This is a genomic window from Halopseudomonas sp. MFKK-1, assembly GCF_027474385.1.
Taxonomy (GTDB): domain Bacteria; phylum Pseudomonadota; class Gammaproteobacteria; order Pseudomonadales; family Pseudomonadaceae; genus Halopseudomonas; species Halopseudomonas aestusnigri.
Genome location: NZ_CP114836.1, coordinates 2,283,007 through 2,307,246, shown reverse-complemented (window position 1 = coordinate 2,307,246; position 24,240 = coordinate 2,283,007). Strand labels below are relative to the sequence as shown.

Annotated in this window: 26 protein-coding genes; 4 read left to right on the top strand and 22 right to left on the bottom strand. The window is 60.6% G+C overall.

The genetic code is table 11. From position 1 onward, the window contains the following. Nucleotides 1-110: 110 nt before the first annotated feature. Nucleotides 111-1,691 carry a cation:proton antiporter family protein gene (locus tag O5O48_RS10810; protein ID WP_269686994.1) on the top strand — a complete coding sequence of 527 codons (1,581 nt, stop codon included), beginning with the start codon at nt 111-113 and terminating at the stop codon, nt 1,689-1,691. Between the two features lie 7 nt (nt 1,692-1,698). On the opposite strand, the gene O5O48_RS10805 is transcribed toward O5O48_RS10810, so the two are convergent. After that, a complete protein-coding gene (locus O5O48_RS10805; RefSeq protein WP_269686993.1) occupies nt 1,699-2,574 on the bottom strand; it encodes an alpha/beta fold hydrolase in 876 nt (291 codons plus the stop codon). Nucleotides 2,575-2,685: 111 nt separating this feature from the next. Here O5O48_RS10805 and O5O48_RS10800 point away from each other — a divergent pair, with 111 nt between their 5' ends. Then, nucleotides 2,686-3,465, top strand: coding sequence for an alpha/beta fold hydrolase (locus O5O48_RS10800; RefSeq protein WP_269686992.1), 780 nt, complete (start codon nt 2,686-2,688; stop codon nt 3,463-3,465). A 3-nt stretch (nt 3,466-3,468) separates the two neighbouring features. Here the strand turns inward: O5O48_RS10800 and O5O48_RS10795 are convergent, their stop codons facing one another. Continuing rightward, nucleotides 3,469-4,185 carry an SIMPL domain-containing protein gene (locus tag O5O48_RS10795; RefSeq protein WP_269686991.1) on the bottom strand — a complete coding sequence of 239 codons (717 nt, stop codon included), beginning with the start codon at nt 4,183-4,185 and terminating at the stop codon, nt 3,469-3,471. Nucleotides 4,186-4,335: 150 nt separating this feature from the next. Here O5O48_RS10795 and pomA point away from each other — a divergent pair, with 150 nt between their 5' ends. Together pomA and O5O48_RS10785 are read left to right on the top strand one after the other, a co-directional pair. Beyond that, nucleotides 4,336-5,109: a flagellar motor protein PomA gene (gene pomA, locus O5O48_RS10790; RefSeq protein ID WP_088273579.1), complete on the top strand. Its 774-nt coding sequence runs from the start codon at nt 4,336-4,338 to the stop codon at nt 5,107-5,109. Then, a complete protein-coding gene (locus tag O5O48_RS10785; protein ID WP_420915474.1) occupies nt 5,109-6,023 on the top strand; it encodes a flagellar motor protein MotB in 915 nt (304 codons plus the stop codon). The genes pomA and O5O48_RS10785 overlap by 1 nt, the downstream gene beginning before the upstream one ends. Before the next feature lie 13 nt (nt 6,024-6,036). Here the strand turns inward: O5O48_RS10785 and flhB are convergent, their stop codons facing one another. From flhB to O5O48_RS10685, 20 genes are all read right to left on the bottom strand, one after another. After that, nucleotides 6,037-7,167 (bottom strand): flagellar biosynthesis protein FlhB, encoded by a 1,131-nt coding sequence (gene flhB, locus O5O48_RS10780; RefSeq protein WP_269686990.1) that lies wholly within the window; start codon nt 7,165-7,167, stop codon nt 6,037-6,039. Further along, complete coding sequence (gene fliR / locus O5O48_RS10775) at nt 7,167-7,943, bottom strand: flagellar biosynthetic protein FliR (RefSeq protein WP_269686989.1); 777 nt, start codon at nt 7,941-7,943, stop codon at nt 7,167-7,169. The genes flhB and fliR overlap by 1 nt, the downstream gene beginning before the upstream one ends. Continuing rightward, the gene (fliQ, locus tag O5O48_RS10770; protein WP_088273575.1) at nt 7,943-8,212 is read right to left on the bottom strand and encodes a flagellar biosynthesis protein FliQ; all 270 of its coding nucleotides are present in this window, start codon (nt 8,210-8,212) and stop codon (nt 7,943-7,945) included. The genes fliR and fliQ overlap by 1 nt, the downstream gene beginning before the upstream one ends. A gap of 11 nt (nt 8,213-8,223) precedes the next feature. Next, on the bottom strand, nt 8,224-8,973 hold the full coding sequence (fliP, locus tag O5O48_RS10765) for a flagellar type III secretion system pore protein FliP (protein WP_172409631.1): 750 nt from the start codon (nt 8,971-8,973) through the stop codon (nt 8,224-8,226). Further along, nucleotides 8,973-9,413: a flagellar biosynthetic protein FliO gene (gene fliO / locus O5O48_RS10760; RefSeq protein ID WP_269686988.1), complete on the bottom strand. Its 441-nt coding sequence runs from the start codon at nt 9,411-9,413 to the stop codon at nt 8,973-8,975. The genes fliP and fliO overlap by 1 nt, the downstream gene beginning before the upstream one ends. Next, the gene (fliN, locus tag O5O48_RS10755; RefSeq protein WP_269686987.1) at nt 9,413-9,886 is read right to left on the bottom strand and encodes a flagellar motor switch protein FliN; all 474 of its coding nucleotides are present in this window, start codon (nt 9,884-9,886) and stop codon (nt 9,413-9,415) included. Before fliN ends, fliO begins: the two co-directional genes overlap by 1 nt. 34 nt (nt 9,887-9,920) lie before the next feature. Then, nucleotides 9,921-10,892, bottom strand: a complete 972-nt coding sequence (gene fliM, locus O5O48_RS10750) for a flagellar motor switch protein FliM (RefSeq protein ID WP_088273571.1) — start codon at nt 10,890-10,892, stop codon at nt 9,921-9,923. A gap of 9 nt (nt 10,893-10,901) precedes the next feature. Next, nucleotides 10,902-11,408, bottom strand: coding sequence for a flagellar basal body-associated FliL family protein (locus tag O5O48_RS10745; protein ID WP_233048254.1), 507 nt, complete (start codon nt 11,406-11,408; stop codon nt 10,902-10,904). A gap of 234 nt (nt 11,409-11,642) precedes the next feature. After that, nucleotides 11,643-13,049, bottom strand: coding sequence for a flagellar hook-length control protein FliK (locus O5O48_RS10740; RefSeq protein ID WP_269686986.1), 1,407 nt, complete (start codon nt 13,047-13,049; stop codon nt 11,643-11,645). A 90-nt stretch (nt 13,050-13,139) separates the two neighbouring features. Further along, nucleotides 13,140-13,475, bottom strand: a complete 336-nt coding sequence (locus O5O48_RS10735; protein ID WP_228247224.1) for an Hpt domain-containing protein — start codon at nt 13,473-13,475, stop codon at nt 13,140-13,142. Between the two features lie 38 nt (nt 13,476-13,513). Further along, the gene (locus O5O48_RS10730; RefSeq protein ID WP_269686985.1) at nt 13,514-15,247 is read right to left on the bottom strand and encodes an ATP-binding SpoIIE family protein phosphatase; all 1,734 of its coding nucleotides are present in this window, start codon (nt 15,245-15,247) and stop codon (nt 13,514-13,516) included. Nucleotides 15,248-15,249: 2 nt separating this feature from the next. Continuing rightward, on the bottom strand, nt 15,250-15,555 hold the full coding sequence (locus tag O5O48_RS10725) for an STAS domain-containing protein (protein ID WP_088273568.1): 306 nt from the start codon (nt 15,553-15,555) through the stop codon (nt 15,250-15,252). 73 nt (nt 15,556-15,628) lie between these two features. Then, nucleotides 15,629-16,084, bottom strand: a complete 456-nt coding sequence (gene fliJ / locus O5O48_RS10720) for a flagellar export protein FliJ (protein ID WP_088273567.1) — start codon at nt 16,082-16,084, stop codon at nt 15,629-15,631. Further along, nucleotides 16,077-17,429, bottom strand: a complete 1,353-nt coding sequence (fliI, locus tag O5O48_RS10715; protein WP_228247222.1) for a flagellar protein export ATPase FliI — start codon at nt 17,427-17,429, stop codon at nt 16,077-16,079. Before fliI ends, fliJ begins: the two co-directional genes overlap by 8 nt. Continuing rightward, nucleotides 17,426-18,217 carry a flagellar assembly protein FliH gene (gene fliH / locus O5O48_RS10710; RefSeq protein WP_269686984.1) on the bottom strand — a complete coding sequence of 264 codons (792 nt, stop codon included), beginning with the start codon at nt 18,215-18,217 and terminating at the stop codon, nt 17,426-17,428. Before fliH ends, fliI begins: the two co-directional genes overlap by 4 nt. A gap of 71 nt (nt 18,218-18,288) precedes the next feature. Beyond that, nucleotides 18,289-19,311, bottom strand: coding sequence for a flagellar motor switch protein FliG (gene fliG, locus O5O48_RS10705; RefSeq protein ID WP_088273564.1), 1,023 nt, complete (start codon nt 19,309-19,311; stop codon nt 18,289-18,291). Further along, the gene (fliF, locus tag O5O48_RS10700) at nt 19,304-21,019 is read right to left on the bottom strand and encodes a flagellar basal-body MS-ring/collar protein FliF (protein WP_088273563.1); all 1,716 of its coding nucleotides are present in this window, start codon (nt 21,017-21,019) and stop codon (nt 19,304-19,306) included. Before fliF ends, fliG begins: the two co-directional genes overlap by 8 nt. A gap of 34 nt (nt 21,020-21,053) precedes the next feature. After that, nucleotides 21,054-21,386, bottom strand: coding sequence for a flagellar hook-basal body complex protein FliE (gene fliE, locus O5O48_RS10695; protein WP_233048261.1), 333 nt, complete (start codon nt 21,384-21,386; stop codon nt 21,054-21,056). Between the two features lie 158 nt (nt 21,387-21,544). Next, nucleotides 21,545-22,969, bottom strand: coding sequence for a sigma-54-dependent transcriptional regulator (locus O5O48_RS10690; protein WP_269686983.1), 1,425 nt, complete (start codon nt 22,967-22,969; stop codon nt 21,545-21,547). Then, complete coding sequence (locus O5O48_RS10685) at nt 22,956-24,212, bottom strand: sensor histidine kinase (protein WP_269686982.1); 1,257 nt, start codon at nt 24,210-24,212, stop codon at nt 22,956-22,958. The genes O5O48_RS10690 and O5O48_RS10685 overlap by 14 nt, the downstream gene beginning before the upstream one ends. Nucleotides 24,213-24,240 lie beyond the last annotated feature (28 nt).

The window sequence follows — 24,240 nt, the reverse complement described above, 5'->3', positions numbered from 1 at the left end:
TTTTGGCCACTGCACTCGGCAAAACCGCGCCAAGTTCGATATAGTCTGCGCAGACGAGGCTGCCGTGAGCGGCCATGATTGGCCCCACACACGGATAATGGAACGCGGTTGTGATTGAAGCAGTCTGGATTGCCTTTGCTTTTGGCCTGGGCCTGCTGTTGAAGCAGGCAGGCCTCCCTCCCCTGATCGGCTACCTGGGTGCCGGTTTTGCGCTCTCGGCACTGGGGGAACGTGTTGGTGTGGGCCCGGAAGACAGTTATGTGCTCAATCACATCGCCCACCTCGGCGTGTTGCTGCTGCTCTTCACCGTCGGCCTCAAGCTCAAGGTAAAGAATCTGGTACGTCCGGAGGTGGTTGGCGGTAGCCTGCTGCATTTCGGCATTTCCAGCGCGCTGTTTTTGCCAGCCTTCATGTACGTCCTGGATATGCCGGCGGGCGAGGCCATCCTGCTGGCCATGGCGCTGTCGTTTTCCAGCACCGTACTCGCCGCCAAAGTCCTGGAAAGCAAACGCGAGCTGCGTGCATTTCATGGTCGGGTCGCGATCGGCGTGCTGATCATGCAGGATCTCATCGCGCTGGTAGCCATCAGCGTGGCCAGCGGCAAGACTCCGTCAAGCTGGGCGCTGATGGTCCTGATCCTGCCGCTGTGCCGGCCACTGCTGTTTAAGCTGCTGGACCTGAGCGGCCGCGAGGAGCTGATGGTTCTGCTCGGCCTGCTGCTGGCCCTGGTAGTCGGCGGCGTCGGTTTTGAAGCGCTGGGGCTGAGTTCGGAACTGGGCGCATTGGCCTTTGGTGCGATGCTGGCCAATCACAAACGCGCCGGCGAACTGTCGCAATCACTGTGGAGCCTCAAGGAAGTGTTTCTGGTCGGCTTCTTCCTGCAGATTGGTCTCGGCGGTCTGCCTGATCAGCACGCGGTCATCTTTGCACTGGTGATGGCATTGCTGCTGCCATTGAAAGCCGCGCTGTTCTTCCTGCTGTTTGTCGGCTTCAAACTGCGTGCGCGCAGCGCCTTCCTGAGCAGCCTGACGCTGACCAACTACAGCGAATTCGGTCTGATCATGGCCAGTCTGGTGTTACCCGCCTGGCTTGTGCCATTGGCGCTGACAGTGTCGTTTTCGTTCATCATATCGGCACCACTGAACCGCGTTGCACATTCCATATACGAGCGCATCGGCCCCTTGCTGCGGCGATTCGAGCGCGACATCCGCCACCCGGACGAGCAGCCAATCACTCTGGGGGACGCGCAGGTACTGGTCATGGGCCTGGGTCGCACCGGTCGAGCCGCCTACGACAACCTGGCCGAAAAAGGCTATCGCATCATTGGTCTGGATTCAGACCCGGTCGCCGTGGATACCAGCCTTCAGGCAGGGCGCAGCGCGCTGTTCGCAGACGCGGAGGACCCGGTGTTCTGGCAGAATCTGAACATGCCCAACATTCACTCGGTCATCCTCGCGATGAACGATGCCGAAGCCAAGACCATCGCAACCCAAAAACTGCGGGCACGGGGCTTTGACGGACTGATCGTGTCCCATGCCATGTACGAGGACATCGCCCGCCGGATTATTCAGGCTGGCGCGGACCATACCTACCTGACCATGAGTGAGGCCGGCACGGGCCTGGCAGAGCATGTTGCCCGCAGCATCCAGGAGCGCAGCGCGCTACTGGCCGAAAACGCCAGCAGCACCTGAGCCGGAATCAGCCTTCCAGCAGGAACTTGCGCACGGCCGCTGCCGCCGCGGCCGGATGCTCAAGCATGAAACAGTGACCACCTGCCGTCTGGTGCGCGCGAACATGACGGTTACTGGCCGCCAAACGGCGGGCGGAACGAATCACAAACGGATAGGTTCGATCACCGTAGATAATCTCCGTTGGCGTCGTCAGCCGTCTTAATGACGACCACAGCGCCGATGGCATACTGCGAAAAACCTCTGCCTCTCTTTCCGGCTTGCAGCACAGCTCGACACCGCCAGTCTCCCGATCCCGCAGAGCGTGCGCGATGTGCGCCTCAAAAGCCGTTTCATCCCAGCCCTTGAACATACCGCGATTGTGCAACCCCGCATGCGCGGCAGTACGATCTGGCCAATAGTCCCTGCGCGCTGCAGCCCGCTTGGCTACCGAGTGGTCATCCAGGCCAACGAGTGCCAGCCCACGGCGCAGGGCAATCAAGCCGGGCGGAAAGAACACCGGATCAAGCAGCACCGCACGCTCGAACAGGGTCGGCTGGCGGGCCATCATCAGCGCCGTCAACACTCCACCAAAGCTATGACCGCAGGCCATGCGCGGCACATCGCCAAACAGCGCACCCTGCATGCTGAAAGCCTCGGCAGCCAGCTCGGCGTTGCGATTCCAGCCAACAAAACGCCCGCCGTGATCGCTCTGACCGTGTCCCTGCAGGTCACACAGCCACAGATCGAACTGCTCGGCCAGCAATCCCAGCATCGGCTCATAGGTTCGGGTGCAAAAACCGTTGCCATGCAGAAAATGCAGCACGGGTTTGCCACTCGGCCGACTGTGCCAGCCTCGCAGGGTAAAACCGGCGCTACCTCGATGTGCCCAGGCCACCAAATCCATTAACACGCCCCCCCGGAAAAATAAGTCAGACAGTCTAATTCGGCAGTTTGCGGCTGTCAGTGGCATACCCGTCTGTTAATCTGGCAATTCGGCCTTGATGATGACACCTGCATGTTCAACACAACAGTATCCGGCTCGGGACCCGTTCTGGTCTGGGCACACGGCTTGATGCACTCCATGGACTTCGAGACCCGCACCGGCTGGTTTCACCCCACAGCAGAGGATGGGGTATGTCGAGTACGCTACGATACGCGCGGACACGGGCACTCCCCGGGAGGCACAACCAGCGCTGCCTACCTGTGGAGCGCACAGGCTGACGACTTACTCGCCATTGCCAGCGCGCACACGGCGTTGCCGCGCGCACTGGGCGGCCACTCGATGGGCGCGGCCAGCGCACTGCTCGCAGCCTTGAAATCCCCCGAACTGACCTCCTGCCTCATTCTGGCAACCCCGCCAACCGCCTGGCAGACGAGGTCCAGGCAGGTACGCCGCTATCGACAGATGCAGCGCATCATCGAGCAACGCGGCCTGGCCAGCCTGGTCAATCTGACAATGCAGAACCCCGCCCTGCCTGACTGGTTGCTGCAAGCCCATCCGCAGCACGCCACAGCGTCACAACAGGCGCTCAGTGCCATGCACCCGCCAACACTGAACGCGATACTTGAGGCTGCCTGCGCCTGCGACCTGCCGGCCCGCAGCGCACTGCGTCAACTTGAGGTGCCGACACTGATTCTGGGATGGCGCGATGATCCGATTCATCCGACACAAAGCGCGGAGCTCCTGGCTGAGGCACTGCCAGTAGCGGAATTGCACATCATTGACAGCGCCAGCGACCTGCAGCGCTGGCCGCTGCAGATCAGCGAGTTTGTCCGCCGGCACACAGCAGGTTAGGCGCTACTCCAGGCTGTAATCGATGTTGGTCACCACCCGAACTCGCTTGATCTCCGGGGTAAACGGATCAACATCATCAATCGAGAAGTAACCTTGGGAGGCGCGCCGAATGGCGCCCACGGAGGTGCCGGAGTCGCGGGCAAACTGATCCGCAGCGGCGCGCGCGTCACGGGTGGCATCCGCGATCATGTCAGGCTTGATCGAGTCCAGCTGGGTGAACAGAAAGGTGGGCTGAAATTCATAACTCTGGGTAAGCGCGACCCCCGACTTGACCAGCTCCCCGACCGTTTGCATGCCTGCCTTGACGCCATTCACATCCGCCGTGCGAACCAGAACCGTCACCTCGGCCCGGTAGCGTTCGGGTGGCAGATTAGCCCCGTAACTGTTGGCGTGCTGATCGACTATCTTGGGCATCGACAACTGAATGTCCTGCTCTTCAAACCCTTTGAGCAGCAGGAAAGACCGTACCAGCCCCTGCTGATGTTCGACGTCTGCCTGAAGGCGATCAAGGCTGTCGCCCGCAACACTGAAATTGATCGGCCAGAGAGCCAGGTCAGCCGGTAATTCACGCTCCGCCAATCCCTTGACACTGACAATCCGGTCGGCCCCTCGAAACTCGAGCAACCCGGTTTTCAGACTAAATCCGATAAAGACCAGCGCTCCTGCCAGCAGCACCGCTGCCAACACCGAGCCTGAGGACACACGAGCAACTCCCGCCATGACAACGCTCCGAATACCGGTAAATTTGGCACAAAGCCGACTTCAATCGGCGTTTGCAATCTTGGCCATCCCCCTTAGAATAGCCGCTATGGCCCTAATGCGGGCGATCATTGCTGTGCATCCCGTCGCAACACACCCCAGGAGTCCCCGTTGGATCTCGCAACCCTGATTGGCCTGATCGGCGCACTCGGCATCATCGCCGCATCCATTCTGCTGGGCACCGGCGCTCAGGTGTTCTTCAACGTACCATCGATGCTTATCGTGTTTGGTGGCAGCCTGTTTGTGGTACTTGCAAAATTCAATGTTGGTCAATTTATTGGCGCCATAAAAGTTGCCGGCCGCGCCTTTCGATTCAAGCTGCCCGATACCGAGAGCAGCATCAACGAACTGGTTGAGCTCGCCACCATCGCCCGCAAGTCCGGTCTGCTGGCCCTCGAGGAAAAGGAAATCGCCTCCCCTTTCCTCGCCAGCGGCATCCAGCTGCTGATTGATGGTCATCCCCAGGAGACCGTGAAAGCCATTCTCGAGAAGGAACGGGTGCTGACCATGGAGCGCAACCGCTGGGGGGCCAAAATTTTCTCCGCCCTCGGCGATGTCGGCCCGGCCATGGGCATGATCGGGACGCTGATCGGTCTGGTGCAAATGCTGTCCAACATGGAAGACCCCAAATCCATTGGCCCGGCCATGGCGGTCGCACTGCTGACAACCCTGTACGGCGCGATGCTCGCCACCATGGTTTGTTTGCCCATTGCCGACAAGCTGGCACTGCGCATGACCGAAGAGGCGCGCATGCAATCGCTCTGGATTGATGCCATCCTCGCGATTCAGGAAGGCACCAACCCTCGGGTTATCGAGCAACTGCTGAGCAGCTATCTGCCTGCCGAGAAGCGCGGCAAGACAGGCGAAGAGGCGAAGGAAGGCTGATGGAAGAGCAGGAAGACGACAGCCCGGGCATACCCGCCTGGGTCATGACCTTTGCCGACCTGATGTCGCTGCTGATGTGCTTTTTCGTGTTGCTGCTGTCGTTCTCCGAGATCGACGCGCAGAAGTTCAAGCAAATCGCCGGCGAGTTGTCTGCGGCCTTTGGCGTGCAACGCGAGGTACCGGCGCTGGAGATCCCCATGGGAACCAGCCCTATCTTTGACAAGTTCTCGCCAGGCAAGCCAGAGCCAACGCCGGTAGACAGCGTACGCCAGCAAACGACCGAACAGGATCCAAAGCTCGAAACACTGCGTGAGGAATTGGAAGCGGATGTCCAGAAGCAGGTTCAGGACACCACCAAAGAGCAGATCGACACCAGCATGGATGCCCTGCGCGACGTGCTCGAAAACGAACTGGCTCAAGGTCGTCTGCAGCTGGAAAATGACCGCAAGCGCATCATCATTCGGGTCGAGGAAAAGGGTTCATTTCCCTCCGGCTCAGCAGAGATGACCCCCGAGTTCCAGGACATGCTCGATCGCATCGCCACGGTACTCGCCGAGCTGCCGGGTGAAATCACCATCGAAGGCCATACCGATAACATTCCCATCAACACCAGCCGCTTCCAGTCCAACTGGGATCTGTCGGCCGCCCGTGCATCCTCGGTAGCCAACGCGCTGCTGTACAACGAGACGATCAAACCCGAACGCATGCGCGTACAAGGCTATGCAGAAACGCGCCCGCGGGCCAGCAACGAGTGGCCAGAGACCCGCGCCCTGAATCGCCGGGTGGAAATTATTCTTGATCTGTCCGGTTCCATTGAAGAGTACGAAACCGAATTGCGCCGTCTGATGGAGGAGGATCTTGGCGATCTGATTCAGGATCTGGAACTGCATCAGGCGCCAGCCAGCCAGCCCTGAACTGGCTTAAGCCTCAACGCTTGAGATCATCCGGGATGGTCGGGTCCGGCATCGGCCCCGGCCGCTTACCCTGCCCCGCCCGATACTGGCGCAACTGGAATACGTATGCCAGCACCTGCGCCACAGCCAGATACAGCCCGGATGGAATCTCGTGGTCGATCTCGGTGCTGTAATAAACTGCTCGCGCCAGCGGCGGCGACTCGAGGATGATGATCTGGTTCTCGTTAGCTACCTCGCGAATACGCTGGGCGATAAAATCAGCCCCCTTGGCGAGTACCACAGGCGCACCAGAAGACAATGGATCATACTTCAAGGCAACCGCAAAATGGGTCGGGTTGGTAATGACGACGTCTGCCTGCGGCACCTTGCTCATCATCCGCCGTTCGGCCATTTCCCGCTGCAACTGACGGATCCGCGATTTCACCTCGGGCTTGCCTTCGGAATCCTTGTACTCATCCTTGATTTCCTGCTTGGTCATACGCAGTTTCTGCTTGTGATCCCACAGCTGGAAAGGCGCATCCACCGCTGCGATCAAAATCAGCGAACAGGACAGAATCAGCAGCGACCAGCCGAGCACCCAGGCGCTGTGAATGATGGCGGCCGGCAGCGGTTCCTTGGCCATGCTGAGCAAGTCCTCGGTGCGCACCTGCAGCACCACCAGCGCCACACCCAGTACCACCAGAAACTTCGCCAGCGCCTTGAGTAGCTCCACCAGCGCCTTGATCGAAAACATCCGTTTGAGACCCGCCAACGGGTCCATGCGCTCGAACTTCGGCGCCAGCGAGCTGATGCTGAACAGCCAGCCCCCGAGCATGATCGGGCCGACAATGGATGCAATCAGCAACAGGCCAAACAGCGGCCCGAGGATCTCCAGACCCTCGCGCAAGGAGGCAAACAGATGCAACCCCATGGCATCGGTACCATAGAGCGCTTCACGCTCCAGCGAGAAATTGAAGACCATAAGGTCCATCATCTTCTGCGCCATTGCCGGGCCCAGCATCAGCAAGCCAACCGCTGCGACCATCACGACGGCGAGCGTATTGAGCTCGCGCGAGCGCGCAACCTGCCCTTTGTCACGCGACTCCTTGAGTCGCTTGCTCGTGGGTTCCTCTGTGCGTTCCTGACCGCTGTCGGACTCTGCCATCAGCTCGCCCTCACCAAACCGCGAAGCCAGATCAGCGCATCCGACGCCAGCTCCTGATACTGCCCCAGTACGTTACCCATCATGACCCACATGATGAACAGGCCGAAAACCAGCGTCAGCGGAAAACCGATCGAGAAGATATTCAGCTGCGGTGCCGCGCGCATCATGACGCCAAATGAGATATTGACGATCAGCAGCGCGGTAATGGCCGGCATACCGATCAGAATGGCCGCGGCCATCACCCAGGAAAAGCGCAGCACCAGGGCCTGAAAGTCCATACGCCCGAGACTCTCTCCGATTGGCAGAGTAGTGAAACTCTCGGCCAGCACTTCCAGCACCACCAGATGGCCGTTCATCGCCAGAAACAGCAGCGTGACCAGCATGGTAAACACCTGCGCCACCACAGCAACGGAAATGCCGGTCGACGGATCATTCATGGAGGCGAAACCGAGGCCCATCTGCATTGCAATAATCTGCCCCGCCAACACGTGGACCTGAAACAGCAATTGCAACGAGAAGCCCATTGCCGCGCCGATCAGGATCTGTTCGCCAATCACTATCCAGGTACTCAGGGACAGCGCGTCCAGCAACGGCACCTCACCCACCTGCGGCGCAATCAGCAAGGTCAGAGCCAATGCGAAATACAGACGCACGCGCACAGGCAGCAGCTGGGTGCCAAGTACCGGCATGGTCATCAACAGGGAGGCTATGCGAAACAGCACCCACAGGTAGCTTGCCACCCAGCGACTGAGCTCGGCGCTGGACAACTCGATCATCAGCCGATCAATCCGGGAATCTGGCGATACAGCGTGTCGGTAAATTCGACCATCTGGGTAGCCAGCCAGGGGCCAAGCCAGATCAACGTAATAAAGGTGACCAGCAGACGCGGCAGAAAACTGAGCGTCTGCTCGTTGATCTGGGTCGCAGCCTGAAACATGGCGACGATCAAACCAATGACCAGACTGGGCAGAACCACAATGGCGACCACCACCGAGGTCAGCCACAACGCCTGACTGAACAGACCAACCGCCACTTCCGGACTCATCTGCAGGCCTCCTAGGGAACCGCGAAACTGGCGGCCAGGGTACCGATAATCAGCGCCCAGCCGTCAACCAGTACGAACAGCATGATCTTGAACGGCAACGATATGATCAATGGCGACAACATCATCATACCCATGGCCATCAGCACGCTGGCCACCACCAGGTCGATGACAAGAAAGGGGATGAAAATCATGAAGCCGATCTGAAAGGCGGTTTTCAACTCGGACGTCACGAACGCCGGCACCAGAATATGAAATGGCACCTCGTCCGGCCCGGTCAGATCGGTACGCTTGGCCAGACGTACAAACAGCTCCAGATCCGTCTCACGGGTCTGCGCCAGCATGAACTCACGCAGTGGAAGGCTGGCCGCTTCCAGCGCCTGCTGCGGCTGCATCTGCTCATTGAGATAGGGTTGAAGGGCCGATTCGTTAATCTTGCTGAACACCGGCGCCATGATAAACAGGGTCAGAAACAGCGCCAGACCGATCAATACCTGACTGGACGGCGTCTGCTGCAAGCCCAGCGCCTGACGCAAGATAGCGAACACGATGATGATCCGGGTGAAGCTGGTCATCATCATGACAAAGGCGGGAATAAAGGTCAGCGCCGACATCAGCAGCAGAATCTGCAGACTGACCGAATAGGTCTGCTGCCCCTCGCTGTCGGTACTCAAGGTGATCGCCGGCATGGTCAGCGGATCTGCAGCCGACTGGGCCAGAACCGACGGCGCAAGCAGGATCAGGAAAAGTCCCAGCCAGCGCATCACGATTGCCCCTCTCTTTTCAGCAGCGCCTGCAGCTTGCGAGCAAAATCGCCATTGGCTGCGACATCGGCCTGAAGATCCGCTATAGGATGGTCAAACACATGCAATGTATTGATACGACCTGGGGAAGCCCCGAGCAGCATCTGCGTCCCCCCCACATCGACCAGAAGCAAACGATCGCGAGGCCCGAGCGGCAGGCTGCTGACCAGACGGATATGCTGGCCACCCTGGGCTGCGAGCGGGCCGACTCGACGCAGCAGCCACCCCAGCAGCACAATCAGGCCAACCACAAACCCCAGCCCCAGGGCCAACTGGCCAAGCTGCAAGGCCAGTGATCCGCCGCCGACATTACCGACTGCCGCGACGGCTGCAGGCTCAGTCCCTTGCGCCAGCACCTGCAACGGCGCAGACGCCAAAAGCGTCGCGATCAACGTGCGCATCAACGCAGCTTCTTGATGCGTTCGGAGGGGCTGATCACGTCGGTCAGACGGATGCCGAACTTTTCGTTCACCACCACCACCTCTCCATGTGCAATCAGCGTACCGTTGACCTTGACGTCCAGCGGCTCCCCGGCCAGCCGATCCAGCTCCACCACCGAGCCCTGGTTCAGCTGCAACAGGTTGCGAATGGTGATCTCGGTATTGCCGACCTCCATCGAGATGGTAACCGGAATATCAAGGATGACGTCCAGGTTCGGGCTGTCGCCGGGGTCCATGTCCTCGGCGGAGCGACTGGTGCGTGCCGGGGCATCGAACTCTTCCATCGGCATGCGTGGCTGCGAACCGGTCTGAGCCAGCATCGCATCAATGTCGTCCTGATTGGCGTTACCGGCCTCATCCAGCGCCGCCGCCCACTCATCCGCCAGAGCCTGCTCTTCCGGGCTGATTTCATCGGGTTTGTTGTCGTCAGCCATCTCGCTGTCCCCTGTTATTGATTGTGGTGGTCGGTCAGCGCGGTCGCGTGACCGGCCCAAGAATCTGCAGCGCCAGGTTGCCCTTGACCGACCCCAGCTTGCTCTTGAAGGTGGGCACGCCGTTGGCACAGAGCACCATATAGTCGGGCATCTCCACCGGGATCACATCACCTGCCTGCATGCTCAGCAGATCACGCAACTTGAGCTCGGTTTTGACCACGGTCGCGTTCAGCGGCACCTTCACACCGGTGATCTCTTCTCGCAGGGCACGCACCCAGCGCTCGTCATGCTCGTCCACATCAGACTGAACGCCCGAGTCCAGAACCTCGCGCAGGGGCTCGATCATCGAATAGGGCATGGTGACATGCAGATCGCCACCGCCGCCATCGAGCTCGATATGGAAGGTTGAGACCACCACCACCTCGCTCGGACTGACAATGTTGGCCAGTGCCGGGTTTACCTCGGAGTTGACGTATTCAAAGGTGACATCGTGAACCGCCTGCCAGGCCTCCTTGAGATCCACAAACGCCTGGTCCAGCACCATGCGCACGACGCGCAGCTCGGTCGGCGTAAATTCACGCCCTTCGATCTTGGCGTGACGACCATCGCCACCAAAGAAATTGTCGACCAGCTTGAACACCAGCTTGGCGTCCAGGATGAACAGGGCCGTGCCACGCAGCGGCTTCATCTTCACCAGATTGAGACTGGTCGGCACATACAGGGTGTGGACGTACTCGCCAAACTTCATCACCTGCACGCCGCCAACGGCCACGTCAGCGGAGCGACGCATCAGGTTGAACATGCTGATACGGGTGTAGCGGGCGAAACGCTCGTTGATCATTTCCAGCGTCGGCATACGCCCACGTACGATACGATCCTGGCTGGTCAGGTCATAACTCTTGATCGAACCGGGGTCACTGTCGAGATCGGTATCAATGGCGCCATCATCCACACCATGCAGAAGGGCGTCGATCTCATCCTGGGACAGCAGATCCTGTACGGCCATAGATGTGTCCTATTGAAGAACCATGTTGGTAAACAGCACCGATTCGATGACCGGGTTACCTACTTCCTTTTCAAGCAACGCCTTGACGGCCAGGGTCGCCTTGTCGCGCAGCGCCTGCTTGCCTTCAGGAGTCATCAGCGACTCGAAATCCTCACTGCCAAACAGCATTACCAGCTGATTGCGAATCAGCGGCAGGTGCTGGTTGAGCTTGGCCATGCCGGCGGCATCACGACTCATCAGCACCACACTGACCTGCATGTAGCGCTGGCGACCGGACACTGCATAGTTGACGACAAAGGCCGGATCCAGCGGCTGATAAATGGCCTCCTGTTGTACCGGCTCTGCCGGCACCTCTTGCTCGGGGGCATCCTCGCCACCGAGCAGAAAGAAGGCAACGCCGCCCGCCGAGATCAGCAGAGCAAGCAGCCCGATACCGATCAGTATGAAGAGTTTCTTGCGGCTCTTTGCCGGCTTTTCCTGCACGTCGTCTTCGACAGATTCCGATTGCTTTGCCATGCCAATATTCCGTCAATTAGGCCTTTCAGCCACGGTTCATGTAGATGCATGCATCCAGCGTGCCAGTATCAGGCCAACTGTGCGCTCCAGCGCACTGCAGCAATACCGACGCGCCAGCAAAGGTCATAGGATACTGACTTGAAGGAAAAATGTCTTTGCTGCCCGGTGCGGGCCGGGCGACAGAACCGAGGCAGCCGAAGCTACCTCGATGTCAGATAACCCTGAGCGGGTGTATCAGGCGTAGTAGTCAACCAGCCGCGCGGCCGCCAGTCGGGTCTGCAGTGTAGCGACAGGATCATCGACTGGCATGTCTTCATTACCATGGGACGCAGCAGCGCCATGACTGCCGCGGCCACTGCTGCCGCCCTGATCCGCCAGACCGGCGAAAGCGCTCTGGGACTGACGTCCATCCGCCGAGCCATCGGATACGTTGACGTCGACCAGCGATGCCCCCTGCTGGGTAAACATTTCACGCAGTCGATGCATCTGCCCTTCCAGCGCATCGCGCACGCCTGCATGCTGACTGACAAACTGCACCTGGTGCTCCTGTCCACGGGTTTGAATCCGGATTTCCAGCGGCCCGAGCTCAGCCGGATCGAGCTGAATCTCAACCGACTTCACATTCTGGCTGGACATCCACATCACCTTGTTGACCACCGCCTCGCTCCAGCCGGCCTGCCCCATGGGTACACCCAGGGTCTGAGCCACGCCAGTGACCGGTCGAGCGGTCAGCGCAGACTGCCCATTGGCATGCAATTGCGCCGCCGCGGCGCTCTTGCCGGCATCAGCTGATTCAGCATCCAGGCCGCCAGCGCGCGCCGCGAGGCGTGACTCAAGCTGCTCGATAAGCTTGCCGACAGAGGCCGGCTGTTCACCGCCCACCCCCTGCAGCACACGCTGCTGCTGGGTGTCGGAGAGCACCTGACGATTGCCGGCCTCAGCCTGAGCTGTGGTGCCCTCCGCCGCCCGGGTTGCCGCCTCGCGGGCAGACGCATCGGCGGACGCGCCGGCCTGAGCGTCACCCCGCAGCAGCGCGCGCAGCTGCGCAGCCAGATCGACTCCGGACGGGCCGCGTCCTGCGCCCGCAAGCAGCGGGTCACCCGCCTCATCCTCAGCAGGAGCAGCCTGCGCCGCTGCCTCAACAGCGACAAGCGCAGCGGCAGCAGGATTGACGCCAGGCGTCAAAGCCCCGTCGCCAGCTTCAGTACCAGCGGATGCTTCCTGACTCGGCAGACGTGCGAGCCACTGCTGCCATTGTTCACTGATTCCCGCCAGGATGCTGTCGGAGTCATCCCCAGCCAGTCCATCGTCCGTAGCCACATCCTCTGCAGAGGCAGCGTCGGCGGCGCCCACCAGCTGCGCCAACTGCTGAAACCAGCTCTGCATGCTTTCCGGCAAATCCTTGCCGTCTGCGGCAACAAGGGCAGGCAGCGGCAGCGCCGCCTGGTCCGCGCCGGTCGCCTGAGCAAGCTGCTGCATCAGGGCATCCAGATCCTCTGGCGTCTGCTCGGCAAGAATCGCCGAAAACGCCGCCACTGCCCCGGAATCGCCTGCCTTGCTGCGACCGGAAGCAATACCGGAGACTGTGTCACGGGAAAAGTCGGCGCTGAAAAGCGCCATCAGATTCTGCCCGACCGGCATGATGTCATCTCCACCTGAAAAGGCTTGGCCAATATGTCAGGAGAGTATCTGCAAACTGCGGGCCAATATTGAAAACGTGGGAAGTAAAGACTACGCGAGCAACGGTTGCAGGCGGTCAAACGCCTGCTCAATCTCGATCAGCACGCTGGCTGCGACCTGCTGATCCCCCGCTACACCAGCGGCTTCGGCGTCCAGACAGGCCTGTTCCAGCGCCAGGGCTCCCATGTTGCCGGCGCTGCCCTTGAAGCTGTGCGCTGCCTGACGGTAGGCATTCATGTCACCCTGAGCCAGGGCGTCGTGCAATTGACGCAAACGCTTGCCGGCATCGGCCAGAAACGTCTCCAGCAACAGCGGGTAGTCATCCTGCATCAACTCCCGCAGGCCCTGCTGCACAGTCACATCCATGTCCGGCTTGCGATCTGCCATCGCGCTGTATTCCTTTTCGATGGGGGTATGTTCAATTCTCAGTGCGGATCAGTATGCCCAAGCGACCAGTGGAAGACCACCCTGACCCGGCTGCACTGCGCGCTGAAGCTGACCTCATCGGCCAACGCGCTGATCAGCGCCAGCCCGCGCCCGGCATAGTCAGCCGAGGCACCAGGCGACGCGAAACCGGCGCCACTGTCCTCGCACTCGATGGTCAGACAACCCCCCCCGGCAACAGGCTGGTGGTCCAGCCAGAAGCGAATCCAGCCATTGTCCAGCCTCTGCAGACGGGCACCGCGCTCCTGATAGTAGAACGCAAAGCCGTCGGAGTCCTGCTTCCAGGCTGACTCCAGTCGCAACAGGCCGTGTTCGAGAGCATTGCTGTAGAGCTCGCTGAGCACCGTGAACAGACTCCCGGCGCGGCTGCGCAGCCCCTGTACCGACATCAGCGTCTGCATCAGAAATGGTAACGGGTTCTGCTCGCGAATGGCTGCCGCGCGAAAGGTGTAGCTCAGCTGCCAGTCTTGCCCTGTCTGGGCTGTCGCCCCCATGGCCGCGGGCAATACCGCCTGCGCCAGCTCACGCTCTGGCATGACAACCTGTAACAGACTGATATCGTCCTCTGCACTGCCGTGGAAATGCGCCAGAGCGTCAAGCAATCCGTCAAACACCTCATCCGGCCGACCGGCATGCGCAGCGACCGCCTGCAGCACCCCATGCTCGCCAAACTGTTCGCCCGCAGCATTGCGGCATTCAATGATGCCATCGGTCCAGCACAGCAAACGCTCGCCCGGTTGCATTGCCATCACCGTCGGCTCGGGATTGAAGCGCTCACGATTGGCCACCCCAAGCGGTAAATTGGAGGACGGCACCCGCTGCAGCAACGCGCCATCGCGGCCGAGAATCAGCACCTCAGGCAGACCGCCGTTCCAGACTTCCACCAGCCCCTTGGCGGCGTTCAGCTCGATCAGTACTGCGCAGCAGAAGATCCCCACCGGCAGGATGCGGCCAAGCTTGCAATTAAGCTCAAGCAGAATATCCCGCAGCGCAAACCCCTTGGCGGTCATGGCATAAAACACTTCAGCCAGTGGCATCGCCCCGATCGCGGCAGAGAGCCCGTGGCCGGTAAAGTCGCCCAGAAGCAGGTGCAGCTCACCGGACGGTCGGTGCGCCGCCAGCAAAATATCGCCATTGAACATCGCGTAGGCCGATTGCAGGTAACGCAGGCAGCTGTCATTCAGTGCACCAGCGTGCGCCACCCGGTCAAACACGATTTTGGCAAGCTGCTGATCCCGCAGCAGCCCGGCATGCTGCCCGGCGATGACATCGCGCTGGCTTTGCAGGGTCTGATGCATTTCACGCATGCGTCGGAACGCGCGTATCTTGGCTTCCAGGATCACCGGGTTATAGGGCTTGGTCAAAAAGTCGTCACCGCCGGCTTCGAGACACTTCACCAGCGCACCCGTCTCCGTCAGGCTGGTGAGAAAAATGATCGGCACCAGATCCTCACCCGCATGAAGCTTGATACTGCGGGCTGCTTCAAAGCCGTCCATGGTGGGCATCAGCGCATCAAGCAGCACAATATCGGGGGAATGCAAGGCGAACAGCTCGACGGCCTGTTGCCCATGCTCTGCCTCATGGACCTGGTGCCCAAGGCGTTCGACCAGGCGCCGAAGGATCATGCGGTCGGCAGGGTTGTCATCAGCCACCAGCACCATCAACGGCCGGGCACCCTGATCCGGGTCTATGCCGTCAGCGCCGGTACTGGACATGATTATTCGATGCTGAACAGCTGTTCGAAGTTGGAGATACTCAGAACCTTGCGTACATCCGGGTTACAGTGAACGATACGCACATCGGCGCTGTCGCCACCAGCATGATCACGCAACAGCAGCAGCATGCCCAGCGCCGAGCTATCGATATAGTCGGTATCCTGCAGGTCAACGACATACTGCCTGGGTGTCAAGCCGCCACGTTCATAGGCGTTGCGAAAATCCTGATGGGCACTGAAGTCAAAACGCCCGTTTACGCTGATGGTCAAAACCTGGCTATCGGTGGACATTGACGCCTGAATCGACATGTTTTCTCCCTGTCAGGTCCTACGCTGGCAAACGCCAACTCAGAATTTGTTTTAGCACAGGGTCCGGCTACTGTCAGGAATTATTTGTGCGCTGCGAGTGGGCGCGCTGGGATAGCTCGTCGAGCAGCTTCTGCTCCTGCCTGTCTGCTCTGGCCTGCGCCTCTTGCCGATACTTTTCGATCAGCTTGCGCAACGCTTCGAGCCGCTGATAGCGCTGGCGCCAGTGCTCTCGCGCACGGTCGATACTCTCGCCATGCCAGCGTACGGTCTGCCGCTGCTGATCAATCGCCACCTCCATCTGCGCCATGAAGCGCTGGTAGTTCATCAACCAGTCGCGACCAACGCCCTGGGAGCCCCGCTGGCTCCAACCCTTGGCGTATTCCGAGCAGTAGTATTCCAGATCACGCAAACGAACCTCAGCCTCTTCGAACTGCTTCTGGCATTGTCCAAGCACCTTGGCTGCCTTGCGCTCCTCGTCCAGCGCCATATCCAGTACCGGCGCAAGCCGGCGAATACGCGCTTCACTCATTGCCCAGAATCTGTTCCAGGCCGGTCTGACTGTCGGTCAGCGACACGCTCTCGTGCAACCCCTGACGCAGAAAGCCCTGCATCGAAGGCATCTTTTCCATTGCCTTGTCCGTCAACGGGTCCGAGCCTGCGGCATAGGCACCCACACTGATCAGATCCCGACTTTGCTGATAACGGGCATAGAGCTGTTTGAACAGCTGCGCCTTCTGCAAATACGCCTGCGGGACAATCTGCGGCATGGCGCGACTGATCGAAGCTTCGATATCAATGGCCGGATAATGCCCCTCTTCGGCCAGGCGACGGGACAGCACCACGTGCCCATCGAGAATCGCCCGCGAGGCGTCGGCAATCGGATCCTGCTGGTCATCCCCCTCGGACAGCACCGTGTAGAACGCGGTAATTGACCCACCGCCCTGCTCGGCATTGCCGGCGCGCTCAACCAGCTGTGGCAGCTTGGCAAACACCGAAGGCGGATAACCCTTGGTCGCCGGCGGCTCGCCAATGGCCAATGCAATCTCGCGCTGGGCCTGGGCAAAGCGGGTCAGGGAGTCCATCAGCAACAGCACGTTCTTGCCCTGATCACGAAAGTATTCAGCGATGCGGGTGCAATACATTGCAGCGCGCAACCGCATCAAGGGGGCGTCATCGGCAGGAGAGGCAACCACCACCGAGCGCGCCATGCCCTCCTCGCCGAGGATTTGTTCAATGAACTCCTTGACCTCCCGGCCCCGCTCGCCAACCAGCCCGACAATGGTGATATCGGCATCGGTGAAGCGCGTCATCATGCCCAGCAGCATACTCTTGCCGACACCGCTGCCGGCAAACAGGCCGAGACGCTGGCCACGGCCGACCGTCAGCAAGCTGTTAATGGAGCGAATGCCGACATCCAGCGTTTCTTCAATGGGGTGGCGCTTGAGCGGATTGATCGTCGGGCCGTTGATATCCACCCAGTCTTCGGCCTTGAAGTTACCCTTGCCGTCCAGCGGACGACCAATGCCATCCACTACCCGGCCCAGCATGGCAAACCCCATCGGCAGCTTGCCGCCACCGGCTGAAGGTACCACCCGAGCCCCTGGCTGCAGCCCCTCGAGACGATCAACCGGCATCAGGTAAATTTTGCTGCCGGCAAAGCCCATGACCTCGGCTTCGATCTGACTCTCGCCCTGCAGCGTGTCGCTGATGACCAGACAGCGGCTGCCGACCGGCGCCTTGCAGCCCTCGGCTTCAAGGGTCAGACCCACCATACGGATCAGGCGGCCCTCGACCACCGGCTGCGCCGGCAAGTGCAGCGCCTGCTGATACCCCGACAGCCGTCGGGCGAAACTGATGCGCTGGGGCTTGCTCATTGCGGATCCGCACCACGCTCGGAAATCGGCAAATCGGCGGCGGGAGGATGCGCACGTTGCTCGCGGCGCTGCTCGTACAGCTGCGCGATCAATTGCTGCAGACGGGTTTCCAGCGTAGCGTCAACCTGGCTGTGCTCGGTTTCAATACGGCAGCCGCCGGGCATCAACTGATCGTCCTCAAGCAGACGCCAGCTCTCATCGTGGCGCTCACGCAGGGCCTTGATGCTTTCGAAATCGAGGGGGCTGAGGTAAATCCGGATATTCTCGGCACCCACCGGCAGCGCCTTGAGCGCCGAACGCAGGACGTTGACCACCTGCGCCCGATCGACTTGCATTTCCCGCTGCAGCACGGCGCGCAGCATCTGCTCCAGCAGCATCAGCAGCATGTCTTCGATCTGCTCGTCCTGCTGCTTGAGCGGCGCCATCAACTGGGCCATCAGGGCGTCCAGCTCGGCAGTGCGCTTGGCCAGCACAGTCTTGGCTTCCTGCTGCGCCTTGAGCTGACCGGAATGAAAGCCGTCCTTTTCTCCGGTGGCAAAGCCTTCGTTGTAGGCTTCCTCGCGGATCTGCTCAAGCTCCTCCACGGTGAAAGGCTTGACCGCTTCCACGTCCAGCTCCTGCGGATCGGCCGCCGCTTCTGCTTCGGCTTCCGGCTTGGCCGCAGCCTCAGCCGCTCGCTCAAGTGGAATATGATGCGGCTCGGCGTCAAAGCTCGGCAGATCCCAGCGACTGAACGCTGATACATCACCACTGCGCAACAGCTCGCTTTCGTTCTTGACCTGCGACATGACACCCTACCCCGCTTGGAAAACCCGGCCAGCATACCACCGCGCGATGTGCAGGGCAGCGATTGCCGGGCTCAGATCATCTCTTCGCCACCCTTGCCGCCGAGCACAATTTCGCCGGCGTCGGCCATGCGGCGTGCAATGGTGAGAATTTCCTTCTGTGCAGCCTCGACCTCGCTGATACGGACCGGCCCCTTGGCTTCCAGGTCGTCCTGCAGCAACTCGGACGCGCGCTTGGACATATTGCGGAAGATCTTCTCCTTGATTGCCTCGTCGGCACCCTTGAGCGCGACAATCAGCACCTCGGAGGAGACCTCGCGCAGCAGCGCCTGGATGCCGCGGTCATCCACATCTGCCAGGTTATCGAACACGAACATCAGATCCTCGATCTTGGAGGACAGGTCCTCGTCGATTTCACGGATCGACTCGATCAGCTGCGACTCGGCGCTGGACTCAAGGAAGTTCATGATGTCGGCCGTGCGTTTGACACCGCCCATGGACGCGCGCGAGGTATTGGAGTTGCCGGCAAACTGCTTCTCGAGAATCTCGTTCAGTTCTTTCAGCGCCGATGGCTGCACGGTATTGAGAGCGGCCACGCGCAGGAGAATGTCCAGCCGCACCTTGTGGTCGAAATAGCCAACCACCTCAGCGGCCATATCAGGGTCAAGATAGGCCACCACAATGGCCTGAATCTGCGGATGTTCGTAGCGGATCACATCAGCAACGGCACGCGGCTCCATCCACTTCAGGCTGTCCAGACCCGAGGTGCTGCCGCCAAGCAGAATGCGGTCAACCAGGCTGTTGGCCTTGTCCTCCCCCAATGCCTGGGTAAGCATGGTGCGGATATAGGAATCGGCGCCAACGCCCAAACCGGTCTGCTCGCCCACCACCTCGATAAAGTCGCCCATGACTTCCTGAACCTGATCGCGCTGTACAGTGCGCAATCCAGCCATGGCACTGCCGACCCGCTGAACTTCCTTGGGCCCCATGTGCTTGAGAATCGCCGCCGCATCGGACTCACCGAGGCTGAGCAGGAAAATGGCCGCCTTATCCAGCTTGGACAGTTTGGCCGGGCGTTTGCTGGCGTCATCACTCATCGGCGTTAATCCACTCTTTCACGACCTGTGCCACCCGACCCGGGTCTTCGGCCAACAGGCCCTTGATCGCATTGAGCTGCTGTTCGTAGCCGGCGCCGGGCGGCGGCAACAATACCGGACCGGAGGATGGACCGGACAGACTCACCTGATCATCACGCAGGCCGCCGTCCATGCCATCGTAACCTCCGCCTGCCAGCGCCGGATAGTTGTCACTGCCGCCCTTGCCGGCGACTGTCAGGTTCTTGAGCGCCGGGCGCAGCACCGCGAAGACCAGCACCAGAACAAACAGAATACCCAATATCTGTTTGGCAACATCCCAGAACCACGGCTGCTCCCAGAACGGGATGGCCGGCAGCGGTTCCAGTTCGGCTTCAGCAACAAACGCGCTATTGATCACGCTGACGCTGTCACCCCGGCTGGCATCATACCCCACCGCGTCCTGGACCAGGCGGGTCAAGCGCGCCATTTCCGCCTCGCTGATCGGCGTCCGGGTGACTTCCCCGGTCTGCGGATCCACCTGTGCCGGGTCGTCTACCACAACGGCAACCGAAAGACGCTTGAGACGGCCCAGCTGCTGGCGGGTATGGCTGATCTGCCGATCCAGCTCGTAATTGCGTACCGCCTGCTCGCGCTTGTCCTGCGGTACGGCGGCAACAACAGGCTGGCCGGTTACAGGGTCAATCACCTGCTCAGGCACCTGGGTGGCACCCGGCGGCTGGTTCGACAGCGCACCCGGCACGCCCTGGGGGCCAGCATTGGCCGAACGCGCCTCGGTCACCACCTGCTCGCTGCGCAGCGCAGCATCGGGGCTGAACATTTCCGCAGTGGACTCAACTGCACTGAAATCCACATCCGCCGACACCTCGGCCTTGTAACGCCCGGTTCCCAGCACCGGCTGGAGGATATTGTGTACCCGGCGGGTGTAGGTCTCTTCCAGGCGACGGGTGTAATCAAATTGGCGGCCGGCCACTGTCAGCTCGTTCAGCTCGCTCTGATTGGACAGCAGGTTGCCGTTCTGATCAACAACCGTGACTTCGTCCTTGCCCAGTTCGGGCACACTGGTTGCCACCAGATTGACGATGGCCATCACCTGTGCAGGCTCCAGTCGTCGACCGGCGTACATTTCCAGCAGCACGGACGCGCTGGGCTTGCGATCATCGCGAACAAACACGGTGGAGCGTGGAATGGCGATGTGCACGCGCGCTGCCTTGACGTTGTAGAGACTGGAGATGGTGCGTGCCAGCTCCCCCTCAAGGCCGCGGCGGTAACGCGTGGTTTCCATGAACTGACTGGTACCAAGACCCTGCTCACGATCCAGAATCTCGAAGCCTACGTTGCCGTCGGTCGGCGAAATGCCGGCACTGGCCAGACGCAGACGTGCATCGGCCAGATCCTCGCTGCGAACCAGCAGCGCGCCGCTGTTGGGCTCGACCTTGTAGTCGATACGGCTCTGCTGCAGCATTTCCACCACCTGACCCGCGTCGAAACCGTCCATGCTGTTGTAAAGCGGCCGGTACTCGGGCTCCTGCGACCACAGCACCACGGCAAACCCGATTGCCACACTGGCAGCCAGACCAACCAGCAGACCGAACTGGCGCAACATCGGCAGTTGCGACAGGTTGTCCAGAAAGGTCAGCCCCATCAGCGGCTTGCGATCGGCACCGAGCGGATCACGGGTAGCTGGGGTATTGCTGCCGGCAGAATCCATTGTCATTTCCTCAGACAGTCAGGCTCATGGGAGATTAGATTGGCATTTTCATGATGTCTTCGTAGGCGGTAATCATCTTGTTACGCACCTGCGTCATCGCCTGAAAGGCAACCGATGATTTCTGCGAGGCAATCATCACCTCGGTCAGATCGATCCCTTCTACACCTCGCTCATAGCCGGTTTGCAGTTCAGACGTGGTTTTTTGCAATTCGTTGACGCGATCAACAGCCTGCTTGAGCAGATCATCGAAGCCCGGGCCGTTGACGCCGGGCTCCGCTGGCTTGACCGCCTGCGGCTTGCCCATGGCCTCCATTTGCATGGTGCGCATTTGCAGCATCAATCGATTGAATTCAACACCCTGAGTCACGCTTGCCTCCACGCCGTCCGGTTTTTTGACGGCTACAGTCGCTTTACAGGGTATTCAGCAAGTTTGATGCCAACAGTGGCCAGCCCGCCACCATATGGACAAATGCAAGGCAGCACCGGCCGAATAGCCGATGCCAGAGAGAGGACGATAATTGACGATCAGATACCGGCGAACAGACTGCCTTCGACATCCAGCCCGGCATCGCGCATCTGCGCGAGCTTGTAACGCAGGGTGCGGGGACTGATACCCAGGCGCTCGGCGGCTTCCTTACGGCGCCCACGCTCGGCACGCAGTACATTGATGATCATCTGGAATTCGCGCTGACGCACCCCGCTGCCCAGATCACAGCCACTGTCGGCGACGGGCAATACCGGTGACGCCGGCTGTACCGATTCAACTGGCGGGACTGGCGGTACCGCGCGTAGCAACGGCGTTGCACCACCGGCCTGGAGATCGAGACACAAATCCGACGGCTGAATGACACCCCCCGCCTGCAGCACCAGTGCGCGCTGCACCGCGTTGTCGAGCTCGCGGACATTACCGGGCCAGGGATGCGCCTCCAGTGCCTTGACCGCCTGCGCCGAAAAACTGACGCTAGGCAGATTCATCTTGCTCGCGTGCTTGCTCAGCAGGCGCTCGGCAATCGGCAGAATATCCGCCGGGCGCTCGCGCAGCGCCCGCCACTGCAGCGGAAACACACCCAGGCGATAGTAGAGGTCCTCACGGAAGCGCCCGGCAGCCACCTCCGCCGGCAAGTCCCGGTTGGTGGTGGCAATGATACGGATATCCAGCCGAATCAGCTTGCGACCACCCACGCGCTCGACCTCACGCTCCTGCAGCACCCGCAACAGCTTTGCCTGCAGCGCCAGCGGCATTTCGGAAATCTCGTCCAGCAGCAGAGTGCCGCCATTGGCCTGCTCGAACTTGCCCGGTTGCGCCGCTACCGCGCCGGTAAAGGCGCCCTTCTCATGCCCGAACAGGGTGGCCTCCAGCATGTTATCCGGAATAGCCGCGCAGTTAATGGCAATAAAAGGCTGATCGGCCCGCGGAGATTGCTGATGGATGTAGCGCGCAAGCACTTCCTTACCGGTCCCGGACTCACCCGAAATCAGTACAGTCGAGTCACTGCCAGCAACCCGCGCAGCCAGTTCCAGCAGCTGCACACTGGCGGGATCGACCGCAACCGGCCCCGTACCGGGAGCCCCCTCAAGGCGTCCTTGCGCATGCTGAGCAATCAGCTCCAGCAGCGCCTTGGGTGCAAAGGGCTTGACCAGATAATCAACCGCCCCCTCGCGCATGGCGCTGACCGCCTGCTGCACAGTGCCGTAAGCGGTCATCAGCAGCACGGGCAAATGCGGATATTGGCTACGCAAGGTGCGCAGCAGCGCATGCCCGTCCATACCGGGCATGTTCACATCACTGACCACCATGCTCACGCTTTCGCGCCCGAGCAGGGCGAGTGCAGACTCGGCATCAGCCGCCTGAAGACAGGCATAGCCACCCAGCATCAGCGTATCGGCCAGCGCCTCACTCAGATCGGCATCATCCTCGACCAGCAGGATGCGAATATCAGGCTTGCTCATGCAGGGGCTCCTTGGCTGCAGGCAGCAACCGCAGCGGCAGCAGAATCTCGGCACTGGTTCCCCAGCCGGCCTTGCTGTGCAGGTGGAATGCCCCGCCGTGTGCATTGACCACCGACTTCACAACCGTCACGCCCAGCCCGGTACCCTGCGGCTTGCTGGTATGGAAGGGCTCACCGATCAGTGCCAATTGCTCGGCGGTCATGCCCTGACCGGCATCCACCACACTCAGGCTCAGTTGACCTTCCATCAAGCGGGCAACCACCTTCAGCCGCGGCGCTGGCATACCCGCCTGCAGCGCATTTTCGATCAGGTTGATAACGGCGCCGACCAGCGTGTCGCGGTTGCAGCGAAGCATTGCATCCTGAGGCAGCAGGTTGACCCAGCGGCAGATTCCGCCGCGCGCTTCAATCAGGCTTTCAGCCTGACTCTGCAGCCATTCGAAGAAAATGGACACCGGCAGCAAATCGTTGATTGGCAGGTCGCCCTTGGCAAACTGCAGCATGTCACGGATCTGGTGTTCGATGCTCAACAATCGCCCGTGCAGACGACTGGAGAACCGGGTGCGGTGCTCAGTCGGCAGGTCGGCATCATTAAGGTGTTCGGCATACAGCAACGCCGAGGCCAGCGGGGTTCGAATCTGATGCGCCAGCGACGCCACCATCCGCCCCAGTGCGGACAGGCGCTCATTGCGTGCCAGTTCCGACTGCAGCGCGCGGGTCTCGGTCTGATCCTGGATCAGGATCAACTGACCCGGCTCCCCCTGCAACGACCGGGTTGCCAACGAAACTCTGCGACCGCTGCGCAGTGACACTTCGTGGTAATCGTCTTCACGTGGAGCAAAGCGTTGCTGAATCAGGTCACGCCAGAGCTGCCCCTCCAGTGGCTCGCCGAGCAGCTCACGGGCCGCGGGATTGGCTTCACGCACGACGCCACGCCCGTCCAGAACGATCACGCCGCCAGGCAGCAGATTGAGCACATTCTGCAGCCGTCCAGCCAGGCGCGCCTTCTCTGCCAGCTCACGGGAACGCTGCGCCTGACTGTCAGCCAGTTGACGCTTGAGCAGAGCGACCTGCCGCTCCAGCAGCGCATGGGAAGCGCCCAGCTGGGCAGACATTGACTGGAAGCGCTCGAACGCGTCCTGAAGCTGATCGCTGTCTGTCGTCCGATCGGAGGCCAGTACCTGACGAACGATATCGCCAAGATCATCTGCCGGGTTTTGACTGGGTTGCACGTTGGCCGCCATGGGGTATCCCCTGAATACATGAAGCACA